16 protein-coding genes and 1 tRNA gene are annotated in these 25490 nt (G+C 59.6%); 11 read left to right on the top strand and 6 right to left on the bottom strand.

Going from position 1 to position 25490, the window contains the following annotated elements:
* Positions 1-8 precede the first annotated feature (8 nt).
* The 3 genes from AB5Y53_RS14920 (at position 9) to AB5Y53_RS14930 (ending at position 5892) form a co-directional block, all read left to right on the top strand.
* Positions 9-3158: an efflux RND transporter permease subunit gene (locus AB5Y53_RS14920; protein ID WP_010673711.1), complete on the top strand. Its 3150-nt coding sequence runs from the start codon at positions 9-11 to the stop codon at positions 3156-3158.
* Positions 3151-4566: an efflux transporter outer membrane subunit gene (locus AB5Y53_RS14925; protein WP_368182417.1), complete on the top strand. Its 1416-nt coding sequence runs from the start codon at positions 3151-3153 to the stop codon at positions 4564-4566. The genes AB5Y53_RS14920 and AB5Y53_RS14925 overlap by 8 nt, the downstream gene beginning before the upstream one ends.
* 330 nt (positions 4567-4896) lie before the next feature.
* Positions 4897-5892 carry a sulfate ABC transporter substrate-binding protein gene (locus AB5Y53_RS14930; protein WP_286701225.1) on the top strand — a complete coding sequence of 332 codons (996 nt, stop codon included), beginning with the start codon at positions 4897-4899 and terminating at the stop codon, positions 5890-5892.
* Between the two features lie 240 nt (positions 5893-6132).
* Here the strand turns inward: AB5Y53_RS14930 and AB5Y53_RS14935 are convergent.
* Positions 6133-6208 (bottom strand) — tRNA-Thr (locus AB5Y53_RS14935).
* 87 nt (positions 6209-6295) lie between these two features.
* Positions 6296-7036 carry a phosphatase gene (locus AB5Y53_RS14940; RefSeq protein WP_039041236.1) on the bottom strand — a complete coding sequence of 247 codons (741 nt, stop codon included), beginning with the start codon at positions 7034-7036 and terminating at the stop codon, positions 6296-6298.
* Between the two features lie 467 nt (positions 7037-7503).
* Here AB5Y53_RS14940 and AB5Y53_RS14945 point away from each other — a divergent pair, with 467 nt between their 5' ends.
* From AB5Y53_RS14945 to AB5Y53_RS14960, 4 genes are all read left to right on the top strand, one after another.
* A complete protein-coding gene (locus AB5Y53_RS14945) occupies positions 7504-8157 on the top strand; it encodes a TetR/AcrR family transcriptional regulator (protein WP_005324182.1) in 654 nt (217 codons plus the stop codon).
* 47 nt (positions 8158-8204) lie between these two features.
* On the top strand, positions 8205-10529 hold the full coding sequence (locus tag AB5Y53_RS14950) for an acyl-CoA dehydrogenase (protein WP_041213197.1): 2325 nt from the start codon (positions 8205-8207) through the stop codon (positions 10527-10529).
* 161 nt (positions 10530-10690) lie between these two features.
* Positions 10691-13753, top strand: coding sequence for an efflux RND transporter permease subunit (locus tag AB5Y53_RS14955; protein ID WP_042017492.1), 3063 nt, complete (start codon positions 10691-10693; stop codon positions 13751-13753).
* Between the two features lie 15 nt (positions 13754-13768).
* Positions 13769-14812, top strand: a complete 1044-nt coding sequence (locus tag AB5Y53_RS14960; protein ID WP_368182419.1) for an efflux RND transporter periplasmic adaptor subunit — start codon at positions 13769-13771, stop codon at positions 14810-14812.
* A gap of 67 nt (positions 14813-14879) precedes the next feature.
* On the opposite strand, the gene pyk is transcribed toward AB5Y53_RS14960, so the two are convergent.
* Both pyk and AB5Y53_RS14970 read right to left on the bottom strand, forming a co-directional pair.
* The gene (gene pyk, locus AB5Y53_RS14965; protein WP_041214849.1) at positions 14880-16319 is read right to left on the bottom strand and encodes a pyruvate kinase; all 1440 of its coding nucleotides are present in this window, start codon (positions 16317-16319) and stop codon (positions 14880-14882) included.
* 160 nt (positions 16320-16479) lie between these two features.
* On the bottom strand, positions 16480-17334 hold the full coding sequence (locus AB5Y53_RS14970; RefSeq protein ID WP_029314760.1) for a MurR/RpiR family transcriptional regulator: 855 nt from the start codon (positions 17332-17334) through the stop codon (positions 16480-16482).
* Positions 17335-17682: 348 nt separating this feature from the next.
* On the opposite strand from AB5Y53_RS14970, the gene glk reads away from it, so the two are divergent.
* Positions 17683-18651, top strand: coding sequence for a glucokinase (glk, locus tag AB5Y53_RS14975; protein ID WP_048208005.1), 969 nt, complete (start codon positions 17683-17685; stop codon positions 18649-18651).
* 369 nt (positions 18652-19020) lie between these two features.
* Here the strand turns inward: glk and AB5Y53_RS14980 are convergent, their stop codons facing one another.
* Together AB5Y53_RS14980 and AB5Y53_RS14985 are read right to left on the bottom strand one after the other, a co-directional pair.
* Positions 19021-20403 carry an ATP-binding protein gene (locus tag AB5Y53_RS14980; protein WP_368182421.1) on the bottom strand — a complete coding sequence of 461 codons (1383 nt, stop codon included), beginning with the start codon at positions 20401-20403 and terminating at the stop codon, positions 19021-19023.
* Positions 20403-21077, bottom strand: coding sequence for a response regulator (locus tag AB5Y53_RS14985; RefSeq protein ID WP_162540546.1), 675 nt, complete (start codon positions 21075-21077; stop codon positions 20403-20405). The genes AB5Y53_RS14980 and AB5Y53_RS14985 overlap by 1 nt, the downstream gene beginning before the upstream one ends.
* A 975-nt stretch (positions 21078-22052) precedes the next feature.
* On the opposite strand from AB5Y53_RS14985, the gene rfbB reads away from it, so the two are divergent.
* From rfbB to AB5Y53_RS15000, 3 genes are read left to right on the top strand one after another with little or no spacing between them, the layout of a single operon-like run.
* On the top strand, positions 22053-23174 hold the full coding sequence (gene rfbB, locus AB5Y53_RS14990) for a dTDP-glucose 4,6-dehydratase (RefSeq protein ID WP_368182423.1): 1122 nt from the start codon (positions 22053-22055) through the stop codon (positions 23172-23174).
* Positions 23174-24049: a glucose-1-phosphate thymidylyltransferase RfbA gene (gene rfbA / locus AB5Y53_RS14995; protein WP_368182424.1), complete on the top strand. Its 876-nt coding sequence runs from the start codon at positions 23174-23176 to the stop codon at positions 24047-24049. Before rfbB ends, rfbA begins: the two co-directional genes overlap by 1 nt.
* 4 nt (positions 24050-24053) lie before the next feature.
* The gene (locus tag AB5Y53_RS15000) at positions 24054-25484 is read left to right on the top strand and encodes a lipopolysaccharide biosynthesis protein (protein WP_368182426.1); all 1431 of its coding nucleotides are present in this window, start codon (positions 24054-24056) and stop codon (positions 25482-25484) included.
* Positions 25485-25490 lie beyond the last annotated feature (6 nt).

Below are 25490 nucleotides of genomic sequence, written 5' to 3' on the forward strand. Positions count from 1 at the left end.
GTCGCCTCATGGCACGTTTTTTCATAGATAGACCCATTTTCGCCTGGGTGATCGCCCTGGTGATCATGCTGGCCGGGGCCATGGCCATCATCGGCCTGCCGGTGGCCCAGTACCCGACCATCGCCCCGCCGGCGGTTGGCATCTCCGCCAGCTACCCGGGGGCCTCCGCCAAGACGGTGGAAGACTCGGTGACCCAGATCATCGAGCAGAACATGACCGGGCTGGATCACCTGCTCTACATGTCGGCGCAATCCGACTCGTCAGGGAACGTCAGCGTGACCCTCACCTTCAAGCCGGGTACGGATCCCGACATCGCCCAGGTGCAGGTGCAAAACAAGCTGCAACAGGCCATGTCGCTCCTGCCCCAAGAGGTGCAGCAACAGGGCGTGCGGGTCCAGAAGACCTCCAGCAGCTTCCTGATGGTGGCCGCCTTCATCTCCACCGATGGCGCCATGACCAACGATGACCTGGCGGACTATGTGGTAGCCAACATCAAGGAGCCTCTGAGCCGTCTGGACGGGGTCGGTGACATCACCTTGTTCGGCAGCCAGTACTCCATGCGCGTCTGGCTCGATCCCCACAAGCTCAACCGGGTGCAGATGACCCCGGCCGACATTCAGGCCGCCATCAAGGCCCAGAACGCCCAGGTTGCCTTCGGCAAGCTGGGGGGGACCCCTGCGGTGAGCGATCAGCAATTTACCGCCACCATCATGGGCCAGACCCGGCTCTCCACCGTGGAGGAGTTCAACAACATCCTGCTGCGGGTGAACCAGGACGGCTCCAAGGTCCAGCTCAAGGACGTGGCCCGGGTCGAACTTGCCGGTGAAAACTACGACGCGACCGCGCTCTACAACGGCCAGGCCACCGCCGCCGTCGCCATCAAGCTGGCGACCGGTGCCAACGCCCTGGACACCGCCGAGCACGTGCGGACCAAGCTGGGTGAACTCTCCGAGTACTTCCCGGCCAACATGGAGATCGTCTATCCCTACGACACCACGCCGTTCGTGAAGATCTCCATCGAGGAGGTGGTGCAGACCCTGATCGAGGCGATCTTCCTGGTCTTCTGCGTCATGTATCTGTTCTTGCAGAACTTCCGGGCAACCCTGATTCCGACCATCGCGGTGCCCGTGGTCCTGCTCGGCACCTTCGGGGTGATGGCGGCCTTCGGCTTCTCCATCAACACCCTGACCATGTTCGGTCTGGTGCTCGCCATCGGCCTCTTGGTGGATGACGCCATCGTGGTGGTGGAGAACGTGGAGCGTCTGATGAGCGAGGAGGATCTCTCCCCCCTCGAGGCGACCCGCAAGTCCATGACCCAGATCACCGGCGCCCTGGTGGGCATCGCCCTGGTGCTGTCGGCGGTGTTCGTGCCCATGGCCTTCTTCGGTGGCTCTACCGGTGCCATCTATCGCCAGTTCTCCCTCACCATCGTCTCGGCCATGGTGCTCTCGGTGCTGGTTGCCCTGATCCTGACCCCGGCCCTGTGCGCCACCCTGCTCAAACCCATGAAGCACGGTGAATTCGGCGCCCAGCGCGGTTTCTTCGGCTGGTTCAACCGCTTCTTCGACACCAACGCCAACCGTTACCAGAACGGCGTGCGCAAGGTGATCAAGCAGGGCACCCGCTACGGCATCATCTATCTGGCCATGCTGGCGGTGCTGGCGGTGCTCTTCATGCGCATGCCCACCTCCTTCCTGCCGGAAGAGGATCAGGGGGTCATCATGTCCATGGTGCAGCTCCCGGTGGGGGCGACCAAGGAGCGGACCGAGGTGGTGCTCGGGGAGATGCGCGACTACTTCCTCGAGAACGAGAAGGAGAACGTGGACTCCGTGCTGACGGTGGCGGGCTTCAGCTTCGCCGGTAGCGGTCAGAACAGCGGCATGGCCTTCATCAAGCTCAAGGACTGGAGCGAGCGCAAGGGAGAAGAGCGCAGCGCCAATGCCATCATCGGCCGCGCCATGGGGTTCCTGTTCAGCATCAAGGAAGCCCAGGTCTTCGCCTTCAACCTGCCCCCCATTCCGGAACTCGGCACGGCCACCGGCTTCGACTTCTTCCTGCAGGACCGAGGCGGTCTGGGTCACGAGAAGCTGATGCAGGCGCGCAACCAGTTGCTCGGCATGGCGTCGCAGGATCCCAACCTGGTGCGGGTACGCCCGAACGGGATGGAAGACACGCCCCAGCTCGACATCAAGATCGATTACGAGAAGGCGCTGGCCCAGGGGCTCTCCATCACCGACATCAACAACACCCTGTCGGCGGCCTGGGGCTCCTCCTATGTGAACGACTTCGTCGACAGAGGCCGGGTCAAGAAGGTCTATCTGCAGGCGGATGCCCCTTTCCGGATGAACCCGGAAGATCTGAAGCTGTGGTACGTGCGCAACAGCGCGGGCCAGATGGTGCCCTTCTCCGCCTTTGCCAGCACGGAGTGGAGCTTCGGCTCGCCCCGTCTTGAGCGCTACAACGGTGTCTCCGCCATGGAGATCGTCGGTGAGGCGGCCCCGGGCAAGAGTACGGGTGATGCCATGGCGGCCATCGAGGAGATGGTGAAACAGTTGCCGGAAGGGATCGGCATCGAGTGGACCGGCCTCTCCTTCCAGGAGCGTCAGGCAGGCTCCCAGGCGCCGGCCCTGTACGCCATCTCGCTCCTGGTGGTCTTCCTCTGTCTGGCGGCCCTCTACGAGAGCTGGAGCATTCCGTTCTCGGTCATGCTGGTGGTGCCGCTCGGGGTGCTGGGGGCCATTTTGGCCGCGACCCTGCGCGGGCTTGAGAATGACGTCTACTTCCAGGTGGGCCTGCTCACCACGATCGGGCTGTCGGCCAAGAACGCCATCCTCATCGTCGAGTTCGCCAAGGAGCTGCACGACAAGGGGATGAGGCTCGGGGATGCGGTGGTGGAGGCCTCGCGTCAGCGTCTGCGCCCCATCCTGATGACCTCGCTCGCCTTCATCCTGGGGGTACTGCCCCTGGTGATCAGCACCGGGGCGGGCGCCAGCAGCCGAAACGCCATCGGGACCGGCGTGATGGGGGGGATGATCAGTGCCACCGTGCTCGCCATCTTCTTCGTGCCGCTCTTCTTCGTGCTGGTGATGCGCTATTTCACCGAACGCAAGCATGCCGGGGAAGAGAGTGTCCACACCAAGGAGATCAACCATGACTAAGACCCTGATCGCCCTGGGCGTGACCCTGATGCTGGGGGGCTGCTCCATGGCCCCCGACTACCAGCGCCCCGAGCTGCCCCAAGGCGCCTCCTGGCAAGCAGACCTGGCCGCCAAGGGGGAACTTGCCCCCTGGCGCCAGCAGTTCCAGGACCCGGCCCTGCAGACGCTGATCGGCACCGCCCTTGAGAGCAACCGGGATCTGCGCCTGGCAGCCCTCAACGTCGAGGCCTACGAGGCGAAATACCGTATCCAGCGGGCGGCCCAGTTGCCGACCCTGGCCGCCAGTGGCAGCGGTACCCGCCAGCAGGGATCCGATGATCTCAGTAGTACGGGGCAGGGCACCATCAGCAGCCAGTACGGCGCCAACATCGGCATCACCGCCTATGAGCTGGATCTGTTTGGCCGGATCCAGAGCCTGAAAGATCAGGCCCTTGAGACCTATCTGGCGCAAATCGAGACCCAGCGCAGCACCCAGATTGCGCTGGTGGCCTCGGTGGCCAATGCCTACTTCACCCTGCTGGCGGATCAGGAGTTGCTGGCCCTGAGCCAGGCGACCCTCGCCACCGAGCAGGAGAGTTATGCCCTGACCGAGCACAAATACCGCCTGGGTGCCGCCTCCGAGATGGAGCTGGCCCAGGGGCGCACGGCATTGGAAAACGCCAAGGTCAGTCAGGCGCAATACCAGCGTCTGGTGAAGCAGGACAGAAACGGTCTGGCCCTGCTGCTTGGCACCGATATCCCGGTGCTGGCGGCACAACCGGCCACCCTGGCCGAGGTGAAACTGGCGCCGATCCCGGTGGGAGCGCCCTCCAGCCTGTTGCAGCAACGCCCGGACATCCTGGCGGCGGAGCACAACCTGAAGGCGGCCAACGCCAACATAGGGGCGGCCCGCGCCGCCTTCTTCCCGACCATCTCGCTCACCGCGACGGCGGGCACCGCCAGCAACCAGCTGAGCGGTCTGTTTGACGGCGGCACCGGCACCTGGACTTTCATGCCCCAGATCAATCTGCCCATCTTCGATGGCGGCAAGCGCGTTGCGGATCTGGACGTGGCCGAGGTGGGGACCAGGCAGGCGGTGGCGAGCTACGAGAAGAACATCCAGACCGCCTTCAAAGAGGTCGCGGACACCCTCGGTGCCCAGGCGGACTACGCGCAGCAGTTGCAGGCGCAACAGGCGCTGGTGGATGCCAACCAGACCTACTTCAGGCTGGCGGAGGTGCGTTACGAGCAAGGGGTGGACAGCTACCTGACCCGCCTCGATGCCCAGCGTTCCCTGTTCAGCGCCAAGCAGGGGCTCATCAGCACCCGGCTCGCCCAGCTGAGTAACCAGGTCGCCCTCTACAAGGCCGTCGGTGGCGGCTGGCAGGCGCCGAAGGACGCAGAGTCGGGATCAGACAAACAGGGTTGACCCGTCGGGGTTGACGTAAAAAGCATCAGGGGCGAACCACTAGGTTCGCCCCGTTTTTTTATCTGTCATGTCGAGAAGCCAAATCGAGGCAGGTGACAACAGCGCTCCCTGCCCGGGGCAGGGAGCGGGCAGGAGGAGCCCCAGGCTCATGGGCGCCGCCCTCGGCAACCATCATGACCCGCCTGGAGGTGACCATCTCATCGCCGTCATCCGTTGCGCTGGACCCAGGAGATGCCATTTATCGCATAAGCTGAGCAGTAATTATTCTTTCAAAGAATAAATGGTCGGCTCTTATAGTCAGTCACTCGCCCCTCATTCCAAGGATGTGAAATGAAACGGCTCGTGCCCGCCACCCTGCTTGTTGCAGGACTGGCTCTCGCCCCGCTGGCCCAGGCGACCACCCTGCTCAACGCCTCCTATGACGTGATGCGCGATTTTTACAAGGAGTACAACGGAGCCTTCCTGAAGCACTGGCAGGCCGAAGGCGGGGAGCCACTGCAGATCAACATGTCCCACGGCGGATCGAGCAAGCAGGCGCGCGCCGTCATCGACGGCCTGCCCGCCGATGTCATCACCATGAACATGGCCACCGACATCAACGCCCTCGCCGAGCATGGGGGTCTGGTGCCAAAGGGGTGGGCGGATCGCCTGCCGGATCACAGCGCCCCCTTCACCTCGGCCACCGTGTTCATCGTGCGAAAGGGCAACCCCAAGGGGTTGAAGGATTGGCCTGATCTGCTCAAGGAGGGGGTACAGGTCATCGTGCCCAACCCCAAGACCTCGGGGAACGGTCGTTACACCTACCTGTCTGCCTGGGGCTATGTGCTGGAGCAGGGGGGCGATGAAGAGGCGGCCAGGGCATTTGTCGGCAAGCTGTTCAAGCAGGTTCCCGTGCTCGACACCGGCGGCCGCGCCGCCACTACCACCTTCATCCAGAACCGCATAGGGGACGTGCTGGTCACGTTCGAAAACGAAGCCGAAATGATTGCCCGGGAGTTCGGTCGTGGCAGCTTCGAGGTGGTCTATCCGAGCGTCACCGCCGTGGCCGAGCTGCCGGTGTCAGTGGTGGACAAGGTGGTCGACAAGCAGGGTACCCGCAAGGAGGCCGAAGCCTATCTGGCCTATCTCTGGTCCGACGAAGGCCAACGCATTGCTGCCAGCAACTATCTACGCCCGCGCAACCCGGCGATCCTCGCCGAGTTTGCAGACCGTTTCCCGAACGCCACCTTCCTCGACGTGGTGAAGACCTTCGGCGCGTGGCCTGTGATCCAGCGCACTCACTTCAAGGAGGGCGGGGTGTTCGACCAGATCTATGCCCAGCGCTGAGGGGCCTCTGGATAACGATGCTCGCCCAGGTGCAGCCGGGGCGTGGCTGCCTGGCTGCCCTCTCTGATGGTGGGGCCAGGTTGGTGCGTCAGGCTCTGAAAGATGAACAGGACCGTCGCGGATGGCGGTGTCCTGGAAGGGGAGGGTGTTCTGGCGCAGTCACACCGGCGTCTTGGCCCGAGACCCGGGACAAAAAGCACGAAGGGTTGGCCTCGCACTGAGGCCAACCCTTCGTCTGTCTGGTGCCGGTAATAGGAGTCGAACCTACGACCTTCGCATTACGAATGCGCTGCTCTACCAACTGAGCTATACCGGCGGTTTGATGTTCAGAGTCGTGAAAAAAGCCGGACAAGTCAATTGAGCCAACTCGATTTTATGAGTTGGCTCATGATGTTAAGGCATATCAGAGGTCAATGAACTCCGGGATGTGAGCACGGCCGCGGCTCTCGAGAAAATCGAGCAGTGCGCGGGGGGAGCGGGCCAGGATCCGCTCATGTGGGAAGTTGGCTTCGGTGACCAGCCGATGGCAGTGATCAAAGTCGCCGAGGCTGAATGCCACGTGGGAGTCGGAGCCGAAAGTGAGGTAGGCACCCAGATCGCGCGCCGCCTCGACGATGGCGCGGCAGTTGCTTTCACTGCCTGCACGGGAGTGACTGAACGAGGAGTTGTTGACCTCCAGCGCCACTCGATACTCTGCCGCTGCCTTGACCACCGCCTGGATATCGATGGGGAAGGCGGGATTGCCGGGGTGGCTTATCATGTCGACCCGACCACTTCGAATGGCGTTGATCATGGCCTGGGTGTGGGTCGCCTGATCGCAGGGGGGAAACACCGGTTCGTGAAAGCCCGCCATGATCATGTCGAGCCGCGATTCGTAGCGCTCGGGGAAGTCTATTTCACCATCGATGTTCTTGATGTTGGCTTCGATGCCGCGCAGGATACCGACCCCGTCCACAACCCTGGGCAACACGTGCAGATTGACGAAATGCCAGTAATGCGGGGCATCTGCCATGTCCGGGCCATGGTCCGTTGTGGCGAACAGCTTGATCCCCTTGGCTTTGGCGATGGGCAGGTAATCATGAATGGTGCTGTAGGCGTGGGTGCTGGCGACGGTGTGCGTGTGGGTATCGACCGTATACTTCATCTTCTCTCCCCTCTGGCATGAGGCGACAGCATAGCAAGATTGGCGAAGCCGGGCCATGTGGCTGGTTGCCATACTTTGTCACAATTTGGGTCCGTGCTGACAAAGTCTGATGACGTTTCACTGCGAGGATAGCTACATCGATGCAAGCCTGAACACCCATCGATGGGTCGACACTGGATGGTCAGACCCGTTTTCCCCGCCGTCGCCCCTGCGACGGTTTTTTTGGTTCTCTGTCGGCGCATCGGGTGACGGCAGGGTAAAAAAATGCCCAACTAGCATGACGCAGGTTGGGCGAGACTTAATGTTTAATTGCAGTGGCATAGATATAGAGTGCCGGCTCGCCGCGAAGTTCCCGCCATCTTCCCTCTTTTTTGATTAAAAACATTTAGCCAACACTTCTTCACATTCTCTTGACATGGGTGGGCGTGAAACGTACTTTTTAAACATTCGTTTAAGTGAGGTGTCCAGTGAGTAAAATCGATACCAAGAACCGTATTCTCGATGCCGCCGAGGTGCTGTTTGCCGAGCGGGGGTTCGCCGATACCTCGTTGCGTCTGATCACCAGCGAGGCCGATGTGAACCTGGCTTCGGTCAATTATCACTTCGGCTCCAAGAAGGAGCTTATCCAGGCGGTGCTCGACCGTTATCTGAGCCTCTTCATGCCGGCACTGGACGGGCGGTTGCAGACGTTGATGGCTCAGGATCAGCTGACCCTGTTGCAGGTGTTCGAGAGCTTTGTCGAACCCCTGATGAAACTGTCGGCCGTCAGGGCGAATGGCCCGGCGCTCTTCATGCAGTTGCTGGGGCGCGGCTATATCGACAGTCAGGGCCACCTGCGCCGCTTTATTACCACCCATTATGGGGCGACCCTGCACGGGATCACCCAGGCCATCTCCAAGGCCAATCCGGATTTGTCGCCAGCGGATCTCTTCTGGCGCCTGCACTTCACCCTGGGCACCGTCGTCTTCACCATGGCCTCTGCGGATGCCCTGCGTGACATCGCCCAGGCCGATTTTGGCCAGCAGCTCGATGTGGAAGGGCTGGTGCGCAACGTCATTCCTTATCTGGCGTCCGGTGTCGGGGCGCCCGTGGAGTCGACCAGGCTCTCCCTGGCCGTGTAACACCTAACAATAATCAACGGAAACAGTGAAATAGAAGGAACTTCGGTATGATCACATTGCTTGTCCTGCTGGTGCTGGCGATAGCCGTGGTGCTCGGTGTCCCCGCCATCCGTAAAAAGGTGGTGACCCGCCCCGTGTTCGGCATCTTCAAGAAGATATTGCCGCCCCTGTCGGCCACCGAGCGGGAGGCCATGGAGGCCGGCTCCGTCTGGTGGGACGGGGAGCTGTTTCGCGGCAACCCGGACTGGAAGAAACTGCACGGCTACGGCAAGGCCGAGCTGAGTGCAGAAGAGCAGGCCTTTATCGACAACCAGGTCGAAACCCTGCTCGCCATGGTGGACGACTTCAAGATCGTCAACGAGACCAAGGACCTGCCGGAGCCGGTGTGGGACTATCTGAAGAAAGAAGGCTTCTTCTCCCTGATCATCCCGAAATCCTACGGCGGCCGCGAGTTCTCGGCGATTGCCAACTCCACCATCGTCACCCGTATCGCCACCAAGAGCCTGAGCGTCGCGGTCACCGTCATGGTGCCCAACTCCCTCGGCCCGGGCGAGCTGCTGATGCATTACGGCACCCAGGCCCAGAAAGATTTCTGGCTGCCGGGGCTGGCCAACGGCAAGGAGGTACCCTGCTTCGCCCTGACCGGGCCGGAAGCGGGCTCCGATGCGGGCGCTATCCCGGACAAGGGGATCGTCTGCAAGGGGATGCACAAGGGGGAAGAGGTGCTGGGCATTCGCCTGAACTGGAACAAGCGCTACATCACCCTGGCGCCGCGCGCCACCGTGCTGGGGCTGGCGTTCAAGCTCTATGACCCGGAAAAACTGCTGGGTGACAAGGAAGAGATCGGCATCACCTGTGCACTGATCCCGACCAGTCACCCTGGCGTGCGCGTCGGCGATCGCCACTACCCCATGGGGCTGGCGTTCCTGAACGGCCCGACCTTCGGCAAGGATGTGTTCATTCCGCTCGACTGGATCATCGGCGGCCCGGATTACGCCGGCCGCGGCTGGCGCATGCTGGTGGAGTGCCTCTCCGCCGGTCGCGGCATCTCGCTGCCTGCCCTTGGCACCGCCTGTGGTCACATGGCGAGCCGCACCGTGGGCGCCTACTCCTACGTGCGCAAGCAGTTCGGCATGTCCATCGGCAAGTTTGAAGGGGTGCAGGAAGCGCTGGCCCGCATTGGCGGACTCACCTATCAGCTGGAAGGGGCTCGTCGCATGACCGCAGGTTCCCTGGATTTGGGTCAGGCACCGGCCATCGTCACCGCGATTTCCAAGTACCACATGACCGAGATGGCCCGCCAGGTGATGGATGACTCCATGGACATCCATGCTGGTCGTGCCATCCAGCTGGGCCCGAAAAACTACACCGGCTACGCCTACATGGGCATTCCGGTGGCCATCACGGTGGAAGGGGCCAACATCCTGACCCGCAACCTGATGATCTTCGGGCAAGGGGCCACCCGCTGCCATCCGTATGTGTTTGCCGAGCTGGAAGCGGCGGCCGACACCGATGTGGAGCGCGGTCTCGAGAAGTTTGACGCCCTGCTGATGAAACACATCGCCTTCGGTACCGGCAACTTCTTCGGTGCCCTGTTCCAGGGGCTGACCCTGGGCCAGTTCAACAGCGCCCCGGTGGCTGGCGAAACCGCCCGCTACTACAAGCAGCTCTCTCGCATGAGCAAGGGTCTGGCCCTGTGCGCCGACGTCTCCATGCTGATGCTGGGCGGGGATCTCAAGCGCAAGGAGATGATCTCCGCCCGTCTGGGTGACGTGCTGAGTCACCTCTACCTGGCCTCCGCTACCCTCAAGCACTACGAGGATCAGGGCCGCATGGTCTCTGACCTGCCGTTCGTCCAGTACGCGGTGGAGCGCAACCTCTACCTGATTGGCAAGGCGTTCGAGGGCTTCTTCCAGAACTTCCCGAACAAGGTGGTGGGTGCCGTACTCAAGCGGGTGGTGTTCCCGTTCGGCGTCGGTTACAAGATGCCGGCGGACGATCGCTGCCATGCAATCTGTCTGGCCATGATGACGCCGGGCGAGTTCCGGGATCGTCTGACCGCGCTCTGCTATGTGGGCAAGGACGAGGCGGATCCGGTGGGGCTGATGGAGCGTGCCTTCCAGGCCATGGTCTCGGTGCAGCCCATCGAGAAGAAGCTGGTGCAGGCCCAGAAAGAGGGCAGACTGCCCCGCAAGCTGGCGCTGCCTGAGCTGGTGGCTGCGGCCCTGTCCCAGTCCATCCTCGGCAAGGAGGAGGCGGACAAGCTGCTGGCCGCCGATGCCCTGCGCTACGAGGCTATCCAGGTGGACAACTTCGCTCCTGGCGAGCTGGAAGGATTGTCTCAACCGAACCCGGTCGAGCATGCAGCCTGACCCCGAGCGTAAACCGACAACCGGCCCTAGTGGCCGGTTTTTTGTTGTTTAACCAGGCATTTACAAGGTCGATTAATTCCAGTTTAATGCAATGGCCCCCACCCTTGGGGCAGGAAGCAAGGCCATCGGAATGGCCGATAACAACAACTCAGGAAGAGTGAATGAACCTCGCCAAAACGGCGATCGAACGCCCCATCTGGGTGGCGGTCTCGGTCGTGCTGATTTTTTTGCTGGGCTTGCTCAGCATCCGGGGACTGCCCGTCCAGCTGTTTCCCGACATAGACCGTCCTCACCTCAACATCACGGTGGACTGGCGTTCGGCCTCGCCCCAGGAGATGGAGTCGGAGATAACCGATCCCATCGAGCAGGAGATGCAGGGGGTACAGGGGCTCAAGAGTCTCAGCAGCAACAGCTACCCCGGCTTCACCGAAATCGACATGGAGTTTGCCCTCGGCACCGACATGCAGCGGGCCCAACTTGACGTCATCTCCCGCCTGAACCGGGTCTCGGGGCTGCCGGACAACATCGGTGGTCCTTACGTCAACAACTACAGCAGCAACGACACCCTGACCTTCTTCTTCATCCAGCAACTGCCCGGCGCCAAGGGGGAGATAGACGATCACCAGGCGCTGATCGAGGCGAGGGTCAAGCCCGAGCTGGAGCGGATCCCCGGGGTGTCCACGGTCGACATCGAGGGGATCAACGAGCGCCAGATCCAGATCCGCTTCGACCCTTACCGCGCCGCCGAGCTTGGGGTGGAGATCCCGGTGCTCGCCAGCCGGGCAACGACGGGCTGGGATGTGTCGGCCGGGACCCTCGACATAGGACGCTGGGAGTACAAGCTGCGCTTTGCCGGTCGCTATGACGTGGCGGCCCTGGGGGACAAGGTGGTGGACTGGCGTGACGGCCTGCCCATCTATCTGCGGGACGTTGCCGAGATCAGAGTGGCTCGGGAGGAGAACCCGGTGCTGCGCATCCAGAACGGCAACACCGCCATCGCGGCGCAGATCTTCAAGGAGAGCGGTGCCAATGCCCTGGCGGCGCTCGAGGGGATCAAGGCCAAGGTCGGGGAGCTCAACCGGGAGGTGCTGGAGCCGGTCGGCCTGCACATGGAGCAGTCGTTTGACGCTTCCCTCTACATCAACCGGGCGGTGAGCATGGTGACCGCCAACCTGGGGCTCGGGGTGCTGCTCTCCTGCGCCATCCTCTGGGTCTTTCTTCGCCAGCTCAAGGCGACCCTGATGATCGCGATCGCCATTCCCATCAGCATCATGCTCACCTTCTGCCTGCTCAAGGTGATGGGGCGGACCCTCAATATCATCTCCCTGGCGGGCATTGCGTTTGCGGTCGGCATGGTGCTCGACGCCGCCATCGTGGTGCTGGAGAGCATCTACCGGCGCCATGAGCGGGGTGACATCAGCAAGGGAGAGGCGGCGCTGGAGGGCACTCGCCGGGTGTGGACCGCTCTGGTGGCGTCCACCCTGACCACGGTCGCCATCTTCCTGCCGGTGCTGCTGCTCAACGACGTGGAAGGGCAGTTGTTTGCCGATCTTGCGCTCACCATCGCCTGCGCGGTGACCGTCTCCATGGTGGTGGCGGTCACGGTGTTGCCTGCGGTGGCGGCGCGCTGGATGGGGCACGAGCGGCTGATTGATCCCTTTGAGCGCCTGTGGTGCCGCGTCACCCGCCATGTGATCCGCTGGACTGCCACCGCCCCCAGGCGCTGGGCCATCATCGTCCTGATGATGACGGGGCCTGTGCTGGTGAGCTGGTTGATGTTGCCCAAGATGAACTACCTGCCGGATGTGAAGCGGGACGCCATCGACGTCTGGATGAGTTTCACCCCCGGGGTCAATCTCAAGGCCCAGCGGGAGGAGGTGATCGATACCCTGATTGCCCGCCTCGACCCCTATATGAAAGGGGAGAAGGAGCCTGTCCTCAAGAACTACTACATCCTGCGCTACCCGGGCGGTGCCCAAATCGGGGTGCGGCCAAAGGAGGATAACCAGATCAAGGTACTGGAGCAGCTCTTGATGAAGCAATTGCTGGTGGGCATTCCCGACACCCGGGTGTTTGGCGGTCAGGGGTCCCTGTTTGGCGGTTTTGACAGTGAAAACAGCATCTCCCTGCTGATCCAGGGGGGTGGGCTGCCCGAACTCTATCAGGCGGCCCGGGAGAGCATGACCATAGTGCAGCGGGACTTGCCCGGCGCCCAGGTCAGGCCAGAACCTGGACTCGATTTCACCGCTCCCGAGCTTCGGCTGGTGCCCCAGGACAGGCGCCTGGCCGAGGTGGGCTGGGATCGCTCCCCCATGCCCGCCATCATCCAGACCTTTGGCGATGGTCTGCGGGTCGGCGAATATTTCGACGGGGATGAGCGGCTCGACATCCTGCTGATGGGGCAGGCCTCCGCCAACCCGGATGAGCTCAAGGCGGTGCCGCTTGCGACCCCGTCCGGGCGCATCGTTCCCCTTGGGGAACTGCTGCGGGTGGAGCCGCAACTCGGGCCTGAGAGCATCTTCCGATCCGATGGGCGGCGCAGCATCAGCCTGCAGATTTCGCCCCCTGCGGGGATGAGCATGGAGCAGGTGCTCGACACCCTGCAGCACAAGAGCTTTGCCGCTATCCGGCCGTTGCTGCCGGCCGGGGGGGAGCTGCGGGTCGCCGGCAATGCCGACAGCCTGCAACAGGCGCTCGGCAACCTCGGCAGCATCTTCCTGTTCGCCGTGATGATACTGCTCATTCTGCTGTGGGGGGTCTTCGCCTCCCTCAAGGATGCCGTGCTGGTGTTGCTCACCTTGCCGCTCGCCACCGTAGGCGGCGTGCTGGCGCTGCACCTGAGCGGTCTGGTGGCGCCGCTGCCGATGGACTTGCTCACCATCATCGGCTTCGTCATCCTGCTCGGGTTGGTAGTCAACAACGCCATTTTGCTGGTGCACCAGACCAGGATGGCCGAGCGGGAGGGGATGAGCCGGCAGTCGGCAGTCACCGACGCCCTGCAAAGCCGGATGCGTCCCATCGCCATGACCAGCCTCACCAGCATCTTCGGCATGCTGCCCCTGATGCTGAGTCCGAGCGAGGGGAGCGAAATCTACCGGGGGCTGGCCACAGTCATCGTCGGCGGCATGAGCTGCAGCACCCTCTTCACCCTGATCCTGTTGCCCGCCTTCCTGCGGTTGGGGGAGCAGACCGACATACCGCACGCCCTTCGGCAGCGTGCCTGAGCAAGGAGCTCATCGATGACACAAGGTTTCACAAGGATAGTGGTGGGGGCTCTGCTGCTGGCTGGCTGCCTGCCTGCGCTTGCACAAAGCAAGATGGTGACGCTGGCGGAGGTGGCCCAGGGAGAGGCGGGGGCCAGCATCTGGGTCAGCGGCACAGTGGCGAGCCGCCAGCAGGCGGCGCTCAGCGCCGAAGTGAGCGGTCGGGTGGAGTGGATAGCCGAGTTTGGCAGCCGGGTGAAGGCGGGGGACGAGTTGCTGCGCCTGGACAGCGCGACTCTGCGCCTCTCGCTGGAGCAGGCGAGGGCGGAACAAGCCAGAGAGGGGAGCAACCTGCGTTACGCTCGCGCCGAGTTCCAGCGCCTGGATCGTTTGCACCAGCAAAAGAGTGCCTCCCAGAGTCAGTATGACAAGGCGCGCTATGACGTGGAGCAGGCTGAGCTGGCCGATCAGTTGGCGCGGGTGCAGGTGCGCCAGATTGAGGAGCAGCTGCGCAGAAGCCGCATCTTTGCCCCGTTTGACGGGGTGGTGAATGAACACTTCATCCAGCCGGGGGAGCATGTGGATGCGGGCGAACAGGCGCTTGAGCTGGTCAATCCGGACCAGCCGGACATCCGGTTGCGTGCGCCTATTGCTTGGGCCCGGCAACTGGCCACCCAGACCCGGTTGCGGGTGGAAGGGGAGCAGCTCAGCAGCCACGCCATCTATTACCAGCGGGCGGCGAGCGCCGATCCCAAGTCCCGGCTCATCGAGCTGCGCCTCAAGCCGGAAGCGGGTACCTTCATCATCGGCTCGCCGGTGCGGGTGGCGCTGCCGATGGGAGAGCAGCACACCATGCTGCTGCCACGGGATGCCCTGGTGCTCGGCACCGAGGGAAGCGTGGTCTATCAGGTGGAGCAGCGCGGCGAGGCGCTCACGGTGAACCGGGTGCCGGTCACCGTGCTCTTTGGGGACAGCCGGGAGGTGGCGGTGAGCGGCGCCCTCAAGCAGGGAGACAAGGTAGTGGTGCGCGGCGCCGGCAGCCTGCAGGATGGGGACAAGGTGGAGCTGTTTCGCGGTTGAACCTGGGCTGGCCCCATAAAAAAACGGCTCCCGCGGGAGCCGTTTTTGTTGCAGGGAGGAGGAGCGATTACTCGACCATCATCACCTTGCAGGTGTTGGTGCTGCCGACGGTCTCCATCTTGTCACCGTGGGTGAGCAATACCATGTCGCCGCTTTGCAGCAGTCCCTTGGCCTTGAGCACGTCCAGCGCGTCGCGGCACACCTCGTAGACCGGCTTGGTCTCGTCGCCATCAAACAGCACGGGGGTGACGCCGCGGTAGAGGTTGGCCCAGGCCAGGGTCTTGTTGTGAGGAGACATGGCGAAGATGGGCAGGCCGGAGCTGATGCGGGACATCAGCAGCGGGGTGGTGCCCGACTCGGTCAGCGCCACGATCGCCTTGACCCCTTCCAGGTGGTTGGCCGCATACATGGTGGACATGGCCACCGCCTCTTCCACCGAGGTGAAGGTGTAGCTCATGCGGTGGTTGGAGACGTTCAGGCTCGGGTGCTTCTCGGCGCCCACACAGACGCTGGCCATGGAGGTCACGGTCTCGATGGGGAACTGGCCGGCAGCGGTCTCGGCGGAGAGCATCACCGCATCGGTACCGTCCAGCACGGCGTTGGCCACGTCCATGACTTCGGCACGGGTCGGGAGCGGCGCGTTGATCATGGACTCCATCATCTGGGTCGCGGTGATGACCACGCGATTCAGGCGGCGGGAGTGGCGAATGAGCTTCTTCTGCACACCCACCAGTTCGGGGTCGCCGATTTCGACACCCAGGTCACCACGGGCCACCATGACGGCATCGGAGCCAAGGATGATGTCTTCCATCGCCTCGTCGCTGGCGACGGTCTCGGCGCGCTCGACCTTGGCCACGATCTTGGCGTTGGAGCCGGCTTCGCGGGCCAGTTCGCGGGCGTAGCGCAGATCATCGCCGCTGCGGGGGAAGGAGACCGCCAGGTAGTCCACGTTCATGCGGGCGGCGGTCTTGATGTCTTCCTTGTCCTTCTCGGTCAAGGCCGGGGCGGAGAGGCCGCCACCTTTCTTGTTGATGCCCTTGTTGTTGGAGAGAGGGCCGGCCACGGTCACCGTGGTGTGGATGCGGGTGCCTTCGACCTGCTCGACCTTCAGTTGCACGCGGCCATCGTCCAGCAGCAGGATGTCACCGGATACCACGTCCTGCGGCAGGCTCTTGTAGTCGATGCCGACCTGCTCCTGGCAGCCTTCGCCCTTGCCGAGGGCGGCATCGAGAATGAACTTGTCACCGATGGCGAGGTAGATCTTGCCATCCTTGAAGGTGGAGACGCGGATCTTGGGGCCTTGCAGATCGCCCATGATGGCCACGTGGCGGCCCAGCTTGGCGGCGATGTCACGCACCTGGTTGGCGCGCTGGATATGATCTTCAGGAGTGCCGTGGGAGAAGTTCATCCGCACCATGTCGGCACCGGCGCGAATGATCCCCTCGAGAATGCCGTCGCGATCGGTCGCCGGACCGAGTGTGGTAACAATCTTTGTACGTCTTGGCATGAAAGACTCCAATGTGAAGTTGATATGACTTGAAATACTGCCCCGTCAAGCATGTGGCATGGCGCCAACTGGCAGGCCATCTGGGTGGCCTTGTTTGATTGAATTTCGATACTACACCAAGCCCGTTGGCATAGACAGTCGGGGGCGGACCCCCGAATGATCAGGAGGAGTGCGGGGTATCAAAGCGGGATTCGCGCAAACCTTCTTTGACTTTCTTCAGGTTTTCGCGAAATTTCATGCCACGGCGCAGGGTGAAACCGGTGGCCAGCACGTCCACCAGGGCGAGCTGGGCGATGCGCGAGGCCATGGGCATGTAGACGTCGGTGTCTTCCGGCACGTCCATGGAGAGCACCAGGTTGCATTCGCGGGCCAGGGGAGAGTCCTTGGCGGTCATGCCGATGACGGTGGCATCGTTTTCCCGGGCCAGCGCGGCAATTTCCACCAGGGCCTTGGTGCGGCCGGTGTGGGAGATGAGGACCACCACGTCCCCTTCGCTGCTGTTGATGCAGCTCATGCGCATCATGACGATGTCATCGAAGCTCACCACGGGGATGTTGAAGCGGAAGAACTTGTTCTGGGCATCCCGGGCAACGGCGGAGGAGGCGCCCAGACCAAAGAAGCTGATCTTCTTGGACTGGGTCAGAATATCGACGCAGCGGTTGATGGCCGAGATGTCCAGGCTGTTCTTGGCGGCATCAAGGCAGGCCATGGTGGATTCGAAGATCTTGGCGGTATAGGTGTCCGGGCCGTCTTCCGCTTCCACGTGGCGGTTCACATAAGGGGTGCCGTTGGCCAGGCTCTGGGCCAGGTGCAGCTTGAAATCGGGAAACCCCTTGGTATCGAGGCGACGGCAGAAACGGTTGACGGTCGGTTCGCTCACATCGGCCAGCTTGGCCAGGGTAGCAATGCTGGAGTGAATGGCGGTCTGGGGTGAGGCCAGGATCACTTCAGCCACCTTACGCTCTGATTTACTGAAACTTTCCAGATTGTTCGTAATTTTATCGAGGGTATTCATCATTACCACCAGGCATTTTTGTAATTTAACTTCAGTGTCTGTGCACTAAATTCACAGCTCAAGCAGGTTTCCAGTCTCCGCGATGACTATACAAGACAAGCGCTTATCGGAACTAATCTCGGCCCTGCAAAGTATGACTCATGTCTAATTATTTCGTGTTTTTAGTTGCAAACTTCCATTTGCGTCTTGAAAACGCTTACAAATGTTGCAAAGCAACAACACTGTGAGCGGGCGCACACTTGTCTGCATAAATCGCGCAGCCCGGCTGCGGGCTCGAGTAGTATTGCAGCCAAATAATAATGTCGGGACGGTAAGGGCCGCCCCGAGTCGGTAACGAAGGAGTTTGTTATGCAGCATACCCATGCGCTGGTGGGCGACGTTGGCGGTACCAATGCCCGACTGGCCCTCTGTGAACTGGCGACGGGCGCCATTTCCCAGGCAAAAACCTATTCGGGGCTGGCCCATCCCAGCCTGGAGGCTGTGGTGCGCCTCTATCTCGAAGAGCACGATGCCACCGTGGGCGAGGCGTGCATCGCCATCGCCTGTCCCATCAATGGTGACTGGGTCGCCATGACCAACCACAGCTGGGAGTTCTCCATCCGCGAGATGCAGGCCAACCTCGGCCTTGCGCGCCTGCAGGTGATCAACGATTTCACTGCCGTCTCCATGGCGGTGCCCGTGCTCGGCGAGAGCGATCGCATCCAGCTCGGGGGCGCGGCCCCGGTGGCCGGCAAGCCCATCGCCATCTATGGCGCAGGGACCGGCCTTGGCGTCGCCCACCTGGTGCAGGCCGGTGAGACGTGGCTGAGCCTGCCGGGTGAGGGCGGTCACGTGGACTTCGCCGCCAACACGGAAGAGGAAGATGCGGTGCTGCAGGTGATGCGCGGCGAGCTGGGCCACGTGTCGGCGGAGCGTTTCCTCTCGGGCCCCGGGCTCGTCAATCTCTATCGCGGCCTGGTCAAATCCGATGGCCGCGAGCCCGAACCCTTTGCCCCCAAGGACATTACCGAGCGCGCGCTGGCGGGGGATTGCCTCGATTGCCGCCGCACCTTGAGCCTGTTCTGCGTGCTCATGGGCCGCTTTGCCGGCAACCTGGCACTCAACATGGGCACCTTCGGCGGTGTCTACATCGCCGGTGGCATAGTGCCGCGCTTCCAGGAGTTCTTCATCGGATCGGGCTTTCGGGTCGCCTTCGAGGACAAGGGGCGCTTCAAGCCTTATCTCAAAGACATTCCGGTCTTCCTCATCACCCATGAAGGGCCGGGGCTGCTCGGGGCGGGAGCCTATCTGCGCCAGTCCCTCGGGATCCGTCTCTGAGCCTTGCCAGGGTGAACATGGTTCAGTCCCGATTCAGTGACCGGGGCGTAAAGTGAACCTACGTACTCAAGAGGACGGGGCTTCATAGGGAATTGAAACCGGTCTTCATCCGCTGGGTGCGCATTGTCACCTGACAAGCCTGAACTGTTTTACCGGCCCTCGCGGCCGGTTTTTTTATGCCTGTCGTTTCTGCGCGAGCATGGGGCTGAGGGGAGCGGCAGGCCAGCTTCTGATGGGGGCGCAAGCTCGTCAGCCTCGCAGCCATGTGCTTGGCCTGGTCGAAGCATAAGGAGTGAGGCGTGAGACAGGGAAAGCACCGGAATGGCAACGCCCGAATGCGGCAGAAGCCAGGTACTGGCCTCTGCGCTGTCAGGGGAGGGTGATGTGGAATCTCGCGCCGCCGAGCGGGGAGTCATCCACCCGGATCTCGCCGCCGTAGCTGTGCACGATTTCGGTCACCACGGCGAGGCCAATCCCCTGGCCGGGGGAGCTGTCAGCCCGCACACCACGCTGGAAGATCTGCTGCGATTTGCCGGGATCGATGCCGGGGCCGTCGTCTTCCACCACGATGAGCAGGCCGCGCTCCCGGTGGCGGACATGAACCCGGATCTCGCTGATGGCGAACTTGCAGGCGTTGTCCAGCAGGTTGCCCATCAGCTCCATCAGATCGCCCTGCTCGCCGTGAAAGAAGACATCGTCGTCAAACTGGAAGCCGGTCTGCAGCTTCTTGTGGCGATAGACCTTGGCGAGGCTGGCCAGCAGCTTCTCGATAAGGGGAACCGGTTCGGTGCCCTTGCTCGCGAGGCGCTTTCGCCCGGTGACGGCGCGGCGCAACTGGTACTGGATGATCTGATCCATGGTGGTGATCTGTTCATTGATGTTGTCATGGATGTCGTGGCCGAGCTTGAGCTCCTGGGCGGTGATCTGGATGAGCGCCAGCCGGGTTTTCAGGCTGTGGGCGAGATCGTTGAGGGCGTGCTGGTAGCGCTGGGTCTGCTGGCGTTCGTTCTCCAGCAACTGGTTGACCGAGCTTGTCAGGGGGGTCAGCTCGCGCTCGTAGTCGTTTGACAGCGCCTCTCGCGTACCGGCGCGGATCTCGTCAATCTGGCGCGCCATGGTGCGCAGGGTGGAGAGGCTCCAGAAACTGGTGAGCAGCAACAGGGCGCCCAGCAGACAGTAGGCGAGCAGCGCCTGGCGAATGCAGCGGTAGAGGTAATCGCGGGTCTGGGCCTGATAGCGCCGGGCGGAATCGACCATCACCACGTAGTAGGTGGTGGGGCCGGCGCCATGATTGCGCAGGAAACGCAGGCTGTAGATGAAGTAGCTCTCGCCGTTCTTGATGGTATGCAGCTTGAAGAAATAGTCCTGATCCAGTCCCCCCAGGTATCTCATCAGATCCCGGCAGATGGTCTCCTTGATGGAGACCACCTCCGGCATGTGCAGGCTGGACCAGCTCAGCACTCCGTCGGCGCGGCAGATCAGGGTATCGAGATTGGGATCGATGGCATCCGGGGTGAGCTTGCCTAGATCCGTCATGGCGTGGGGCTCCGGCTGCTTTGACGAGAACAGCTTGGAGAGGTTCTCCTGCATGCGGACACTGGCTTTCTGGGCCTGCTCCTCGGCATGGCCGAGGTAGAGTATGTAGACGGAGAAGGCCATGATGAGCGCGATGACCAGCATGGCACTCAGCATCAGCTTGAGGTGCAAGGAGCGGCGGATCAGGGTCAGGGGATGCAACATGGCAAGGCGCATCAGCTGCAGGCGAGGTTGAAGATGTAGCCCTGGCGGCGGATGGTGGAGATGGGCTGGATGCTCCCTTCCGGATCCAGTTTTTTGCGAAGCCGGCTCACCATCACCTCGATGGTGTTGGGATCCCCTTCACCATCCCCATAGAGCTGATCCAGCAACTGCTGTTTGGAGACCACCTGACGGGCATTTCGCATCAGGTATTCCAGGATCAGATATTCGAAACTGGTCAGCACAGTGACCTCGCCGGCGATGGTCAGCTCCTTGCGGGAGAGATCCAGCTCGTAGTCACCCGCCTTCACTCTGGGGGAGATGAAGCCGGCGCTGCGGCGTACCAGCGCATTGAGGCGGGCCAGCAGCTCGTCCTTCTGGAAGGGTTTGACCAGGTAGTCGTCCGCCCCGGCCTCCAGTCCTTCCACCTTGTCCTGCCAGTTGCCTCTGGCCGTCAGCACAATGATGGGAAAGGGGATCTGCTGCTCGCGCAGGCGGGTGATGAGCTGAAGGCCATCCATGTCAGGCAGGCCCAGATCGATGATGGCGACATCGATGGGGTAGTCGGCTGCGTAGTGCTGCGCCACCTGGGCATTGTCCGTGCTGTAAACCTGGTTCTGGGCCTCGGTCAACAGGGTGGAGAGGTGGTGATTGAGCAGCTTGTCGTCTTCAACCAGTAGGATTTTCATAAGATGCATGATGATGAGGGTCCAGGCTGCCAATTAGAGGGTCAACAAGAGGGAGAGTCAATCCGGATCCTACCTGACCCCGCTGTATCGGGACTGAATCATCCCTGTCTTCTTTCCTCATGCATTTCCCATGATGCAACGCTGTGTCATCAGCCTCGCGTTCAGGCTCGCTATCCGTGCCTGCCGGTATCTGGGTGTTGAGGGTCAGAGCCGGTGCAGGGGCTGGTCGCGACCATTCTTATCGCACAAGCGGCTTGCCGCTTTCAGCCTGCCGGTACACAGGGGCGGGGGGCCTTGTTGGCGTCAGGCCATCCCCGAGTGCCTGCAAGCGCTTGAGGTATGAATTTAATTGTTTGAAATTAAACATGTTTACATGCCCTGGCCTGGATGCTGGAACAAAGCAGGGCAATCCCCGGCAACGGCTGAGTGGATTCACGGAGGGCAGTATCACATGAATGGTTTTTTTTGAATCCTGATTTCAATAGGCGCTTTCCTATTGTTTTGACTGTTCATCTTTGGGTTAAACAAGATAGAATCTGACCCCGAATCGGGTTTGGGGCGCAGATAGCCCAAGATGTGAGCAATGCAGGCGGTGGACTGCCTGGGTGTGCAATGTAATGCGACAACATTGTTAAACATCAATCAAAACAAGAAGCTGGAGGATGCGATGGCCAACAGCACGGACAATCAGGTTAAAAGCAGCATGTTGGGAGCTGTAACCCAAGGGCGGTAGCATAAGCCTTGTTCACCTTCTGGGCTGACAACGGCATAATCTGCGTTTCCATCAATGTTGTTTTTCCACGCTCCTGAAATAAAGCGCCAACCTATTGAGGTAAATGGACTCCTCCCACACCTGTCCTGGTGTCTGTGCCATTACATCATTAGCTCGTTTATAGATGTGGTGGCATACGGCCGCCAACCATGAATCTCTTAATCTCTTTTCCATTTAATCAGATTGCAATCGGGAACCTTTCAATGAAGATCCTCGTGACTGGTGGTGCCGGTTTTATCGGTTCTGCCGTTGTTCGTCATATCATCCGGCACACCCAAGATTCAGTAGTCAACCTCGATAAGCTGACTTATGCGGGCAACCTGGAATCCTTGGCGGCTGTCTCTGCTAGCGACCGCTATGCGTTTGAACAAGTTGACATTTGCAACCGCGCCGAACTGGATCGGATCTTCGCTGGCCACCAACCCGATGCCGTGATGCACTTGGCCGCCGAGAGTCACGTTGATCGCTCCATCACTGGCCCCGCCGACTTCATCGAGACCAATATCGTCGGCACCTATATGTTGCTGGAAGCCGCACGCGCCTATTGGAACGGTTTGGACGAGGCGCGCAAGGCGGCCTTCCGCTTCCACCATATCTCCACCGACGAGGTGTATGGCGACCTGCCACATCCGGATGAAGCGTCTACCGGTGAGCCCTTGCCACTCTTTACTGAAGCGACCCCCTACGCCCCCAGCAGCCCCTATTCTGCCTCCAAGGCCTCCAGTGACCATCTGGTGCGAGCCTGGCGCCGTACTTATGGCCTGCCGACTATCGTTACCAACTGCTCCAACAACTATGGCCCCTATCATTTCCCCGAAAAGTTGATCCCGCTGGTCATCCTCAATGCGCTGGATGGCAAGCCGCTGCCGGTTTATGGCAAGGGCGACCAGATCCGCGATTGGCTCTATGTTGAGGATCATGCGCGTGCACTCTATACCGTGGTCACCACAGGTGTGATCGGTGAAACCTACAACATTGGCGGTCACAACGAGAAACAGAATCTGGACGTCGTTCATACCATCTGCGATCTGCTCGACGAGATGGTGCCTCTGTCTCCCTCGCACCTTGGGGGAGAGGGCTGGGATGAGAGGAGAAGCTACCGCGATCAAATCACCTATGTGGCCGATCGTCCCGGTCACGATCGCCGCTATGCCATCGATGCTAGCAAGATGAGCGCCGAACTCGCCTGGCAACCGCAAGAGACCTTCGAGTCTGGTATCCGTAAGACGGTGCAGTGGTATCTGGATAACCAGCAGTGGGTTAACAATGTCAAAAGCGGTGCCTACCAATCTTGGATAGCTAAGCAGTACGGGGAGAAGAAGTAATGAAAGGAATTATTCTGGCTGGCGGTTCTGGCACTCGTCTGTACCCTATCACCATGGGAGTCTCCAAACAGCTCTTGCCAGTTTATGACAAGCCTATGATTTATTATCCACTGTCCGTACTGATGCTTGCCGGGATCAGGGAAGTTCTGATTATCACGACACCTGAAGATCAAGACAGCTTTCAACGTTTGTTAGGTGATGGCAGTCAATTTGGTATTTCACTGGAATATGCAGTTCAGCCAAGCCCGGATGGTCTTGCTCAAGCATTCATTATTGGTGAGCAATTTATTGGTGGCGATGCGGTTTGTTTAGTGCTTGGTGATAACATTTTTTATGGCCAAAACTTCAGTGCGAAGTTAAAAAAAGCAGTCGCCAAAGCTGAGTCTGGGGAAGGTGCAACAGTTTTTGGGTATCAGGTAAAAGACCCAGAGCGTTTTGGTGTTGTTGAGTTTGATGAAAATCAAAAAGCCATCTCGATTGAAGAAAAACCTGAAAAACCAAAAAGTCACTATGCGGTAACCGGTCTTTATTTTTATCAAAATGATGTTGTTAATAATGCAAAATGTGTGAAACCATCTGCTCGTGGCGAGTTAGAGATCACCAGCCTAAATGAGATATATTTAAGTAAAGGTAATCTGCATGTAGAAATGCTAGGCCGTGGCTTTGCTTGGCTTGATACCGGAACTCATGAGAGTCTGTTAGAAGCAGCACAATTTGTTGAAACGTTAGAGAAACGACAAGGCTATAAAATTGCATGTTTAGAAGAAATTGCCCATATTCAAGGTTGGTTGGACCAAGAACAGTTGTTCTCCCGCGGTGAATTAATGAGCAAAAATAGTTATGGTCAATATTTGTTAACGTTGGCAAAGGCATAAAATCATGCCAGAATTAGTGAATAAGACTAAAAAAGGCCTGCAATGGAGTGCAATTGAACGCATATTAACGCAAGGTATTCAACTACTTATCACCATATTTATGGCCCGTTTGTTGGGACCGAATGCATTTGGTTTGGTTGGTATGTTAGCAGTGTTTATTGCCATTGCAAATGTGTTTGTCGATAGTGGTTTTACTTCGGCGTTAATTCGCAAGACCGATCGTACCGAAAGCGATTTGGTCACTGCCTTTTATTACAATATTGCTGTATCTGTATTATGTTATCTGGCGCTTTATATAAGTGCCCCCTATGTGGCCCATTTTTATCAGCAACATGAATTAAAAAATCTGCTGTGGGTATTAGGTCTAACGGTTGTTATTAATGCATTCACCTTAATCCCCCGAGTAAAACTCGTTGTTATGATGGATTTTAAAACCCAGGCGAAAGTATCCATCGTCAGCGTAGTGATTAGCGGTACCACTGCCATCTTGTTAGCTATAAACGGTTTTGGGGTATGGGCACTGGTCACCCAGACCTTGCTAAATGCCAGCTGTAACACTCTGTTGTATAATTTGTTGGCTCCCTGGCTGCCGATCGGTAAGGTTAGCAAGCAATCGTTTAATTATCTGTTTGGATATGGTAGTAAATTACTACTTTCAGGTTTATTAGACGTGACCTATAACAACCTGTATCAAATCATCATAGGTAAAAAATTTAGCCCTGCAGTGGTTGGGCATTTTAGCCAAGCCAACCAGCTGGCCAGTGTACCCGCAAGTACCTTGACGGGCATTATTCAACGGGTCAGCTTTCCGATGTTCAGTCAATTACAAGAAGACCTGAGCAAGCTGGGCAATGCGTATCAGTTGACGCTAAAAATGGCTGCAATGGTGATATTCCCTATAATAATGGGGCTGGGCTTGATTGCAGAACCATTATTAATGTCTTTATTAGGTAGCCAGTGGCAACCGGCAGCAGTCTTGCTAACGGTGTTATGTTTAGGCTATATGCTCTACCCCATTCACGCTATCAATTTAAATCTATTACAAGTCACAGGACGTAGCGATCTCTTTTTAAAACTTGAAGTACTCAAAAAAATCATTGGTGTGACCATATTACTACTATCCATACCTTATGGTGTATTGGTGATGGCAATAGGTTTGAGCATTACTTCATATATAGCATTATTACTTAACACTTATTATACCGCCAAGCTGACTCATATTAGCCAGTGGCAGCAATGTAAGGATCTCGCCCCTATCTGGTTCGCTGTGATCTTGTCTACCGCCTTTGCCTATGTTACGGGTTTGGCATGGCGAGAAAAACCCTTGTTACAGATAATGATTAATCTTGGTGTTGCTCTATTATGCTATTTACTGTATTTATTTTTGGCCCAAAAGCCACTGATGCTGCAGTTACGTACCATTCTACGTCGTTAATTGAAC

The organism is Aeromonas sp. R7-5 (assembly GCF_040908015.1).
Lineage (GTDB): Bacteria > Pseudomonadota > Gammaproteobacteria > Enterobacterales > Aeromonadaceae > Aeromonas > Aeromonas caviae.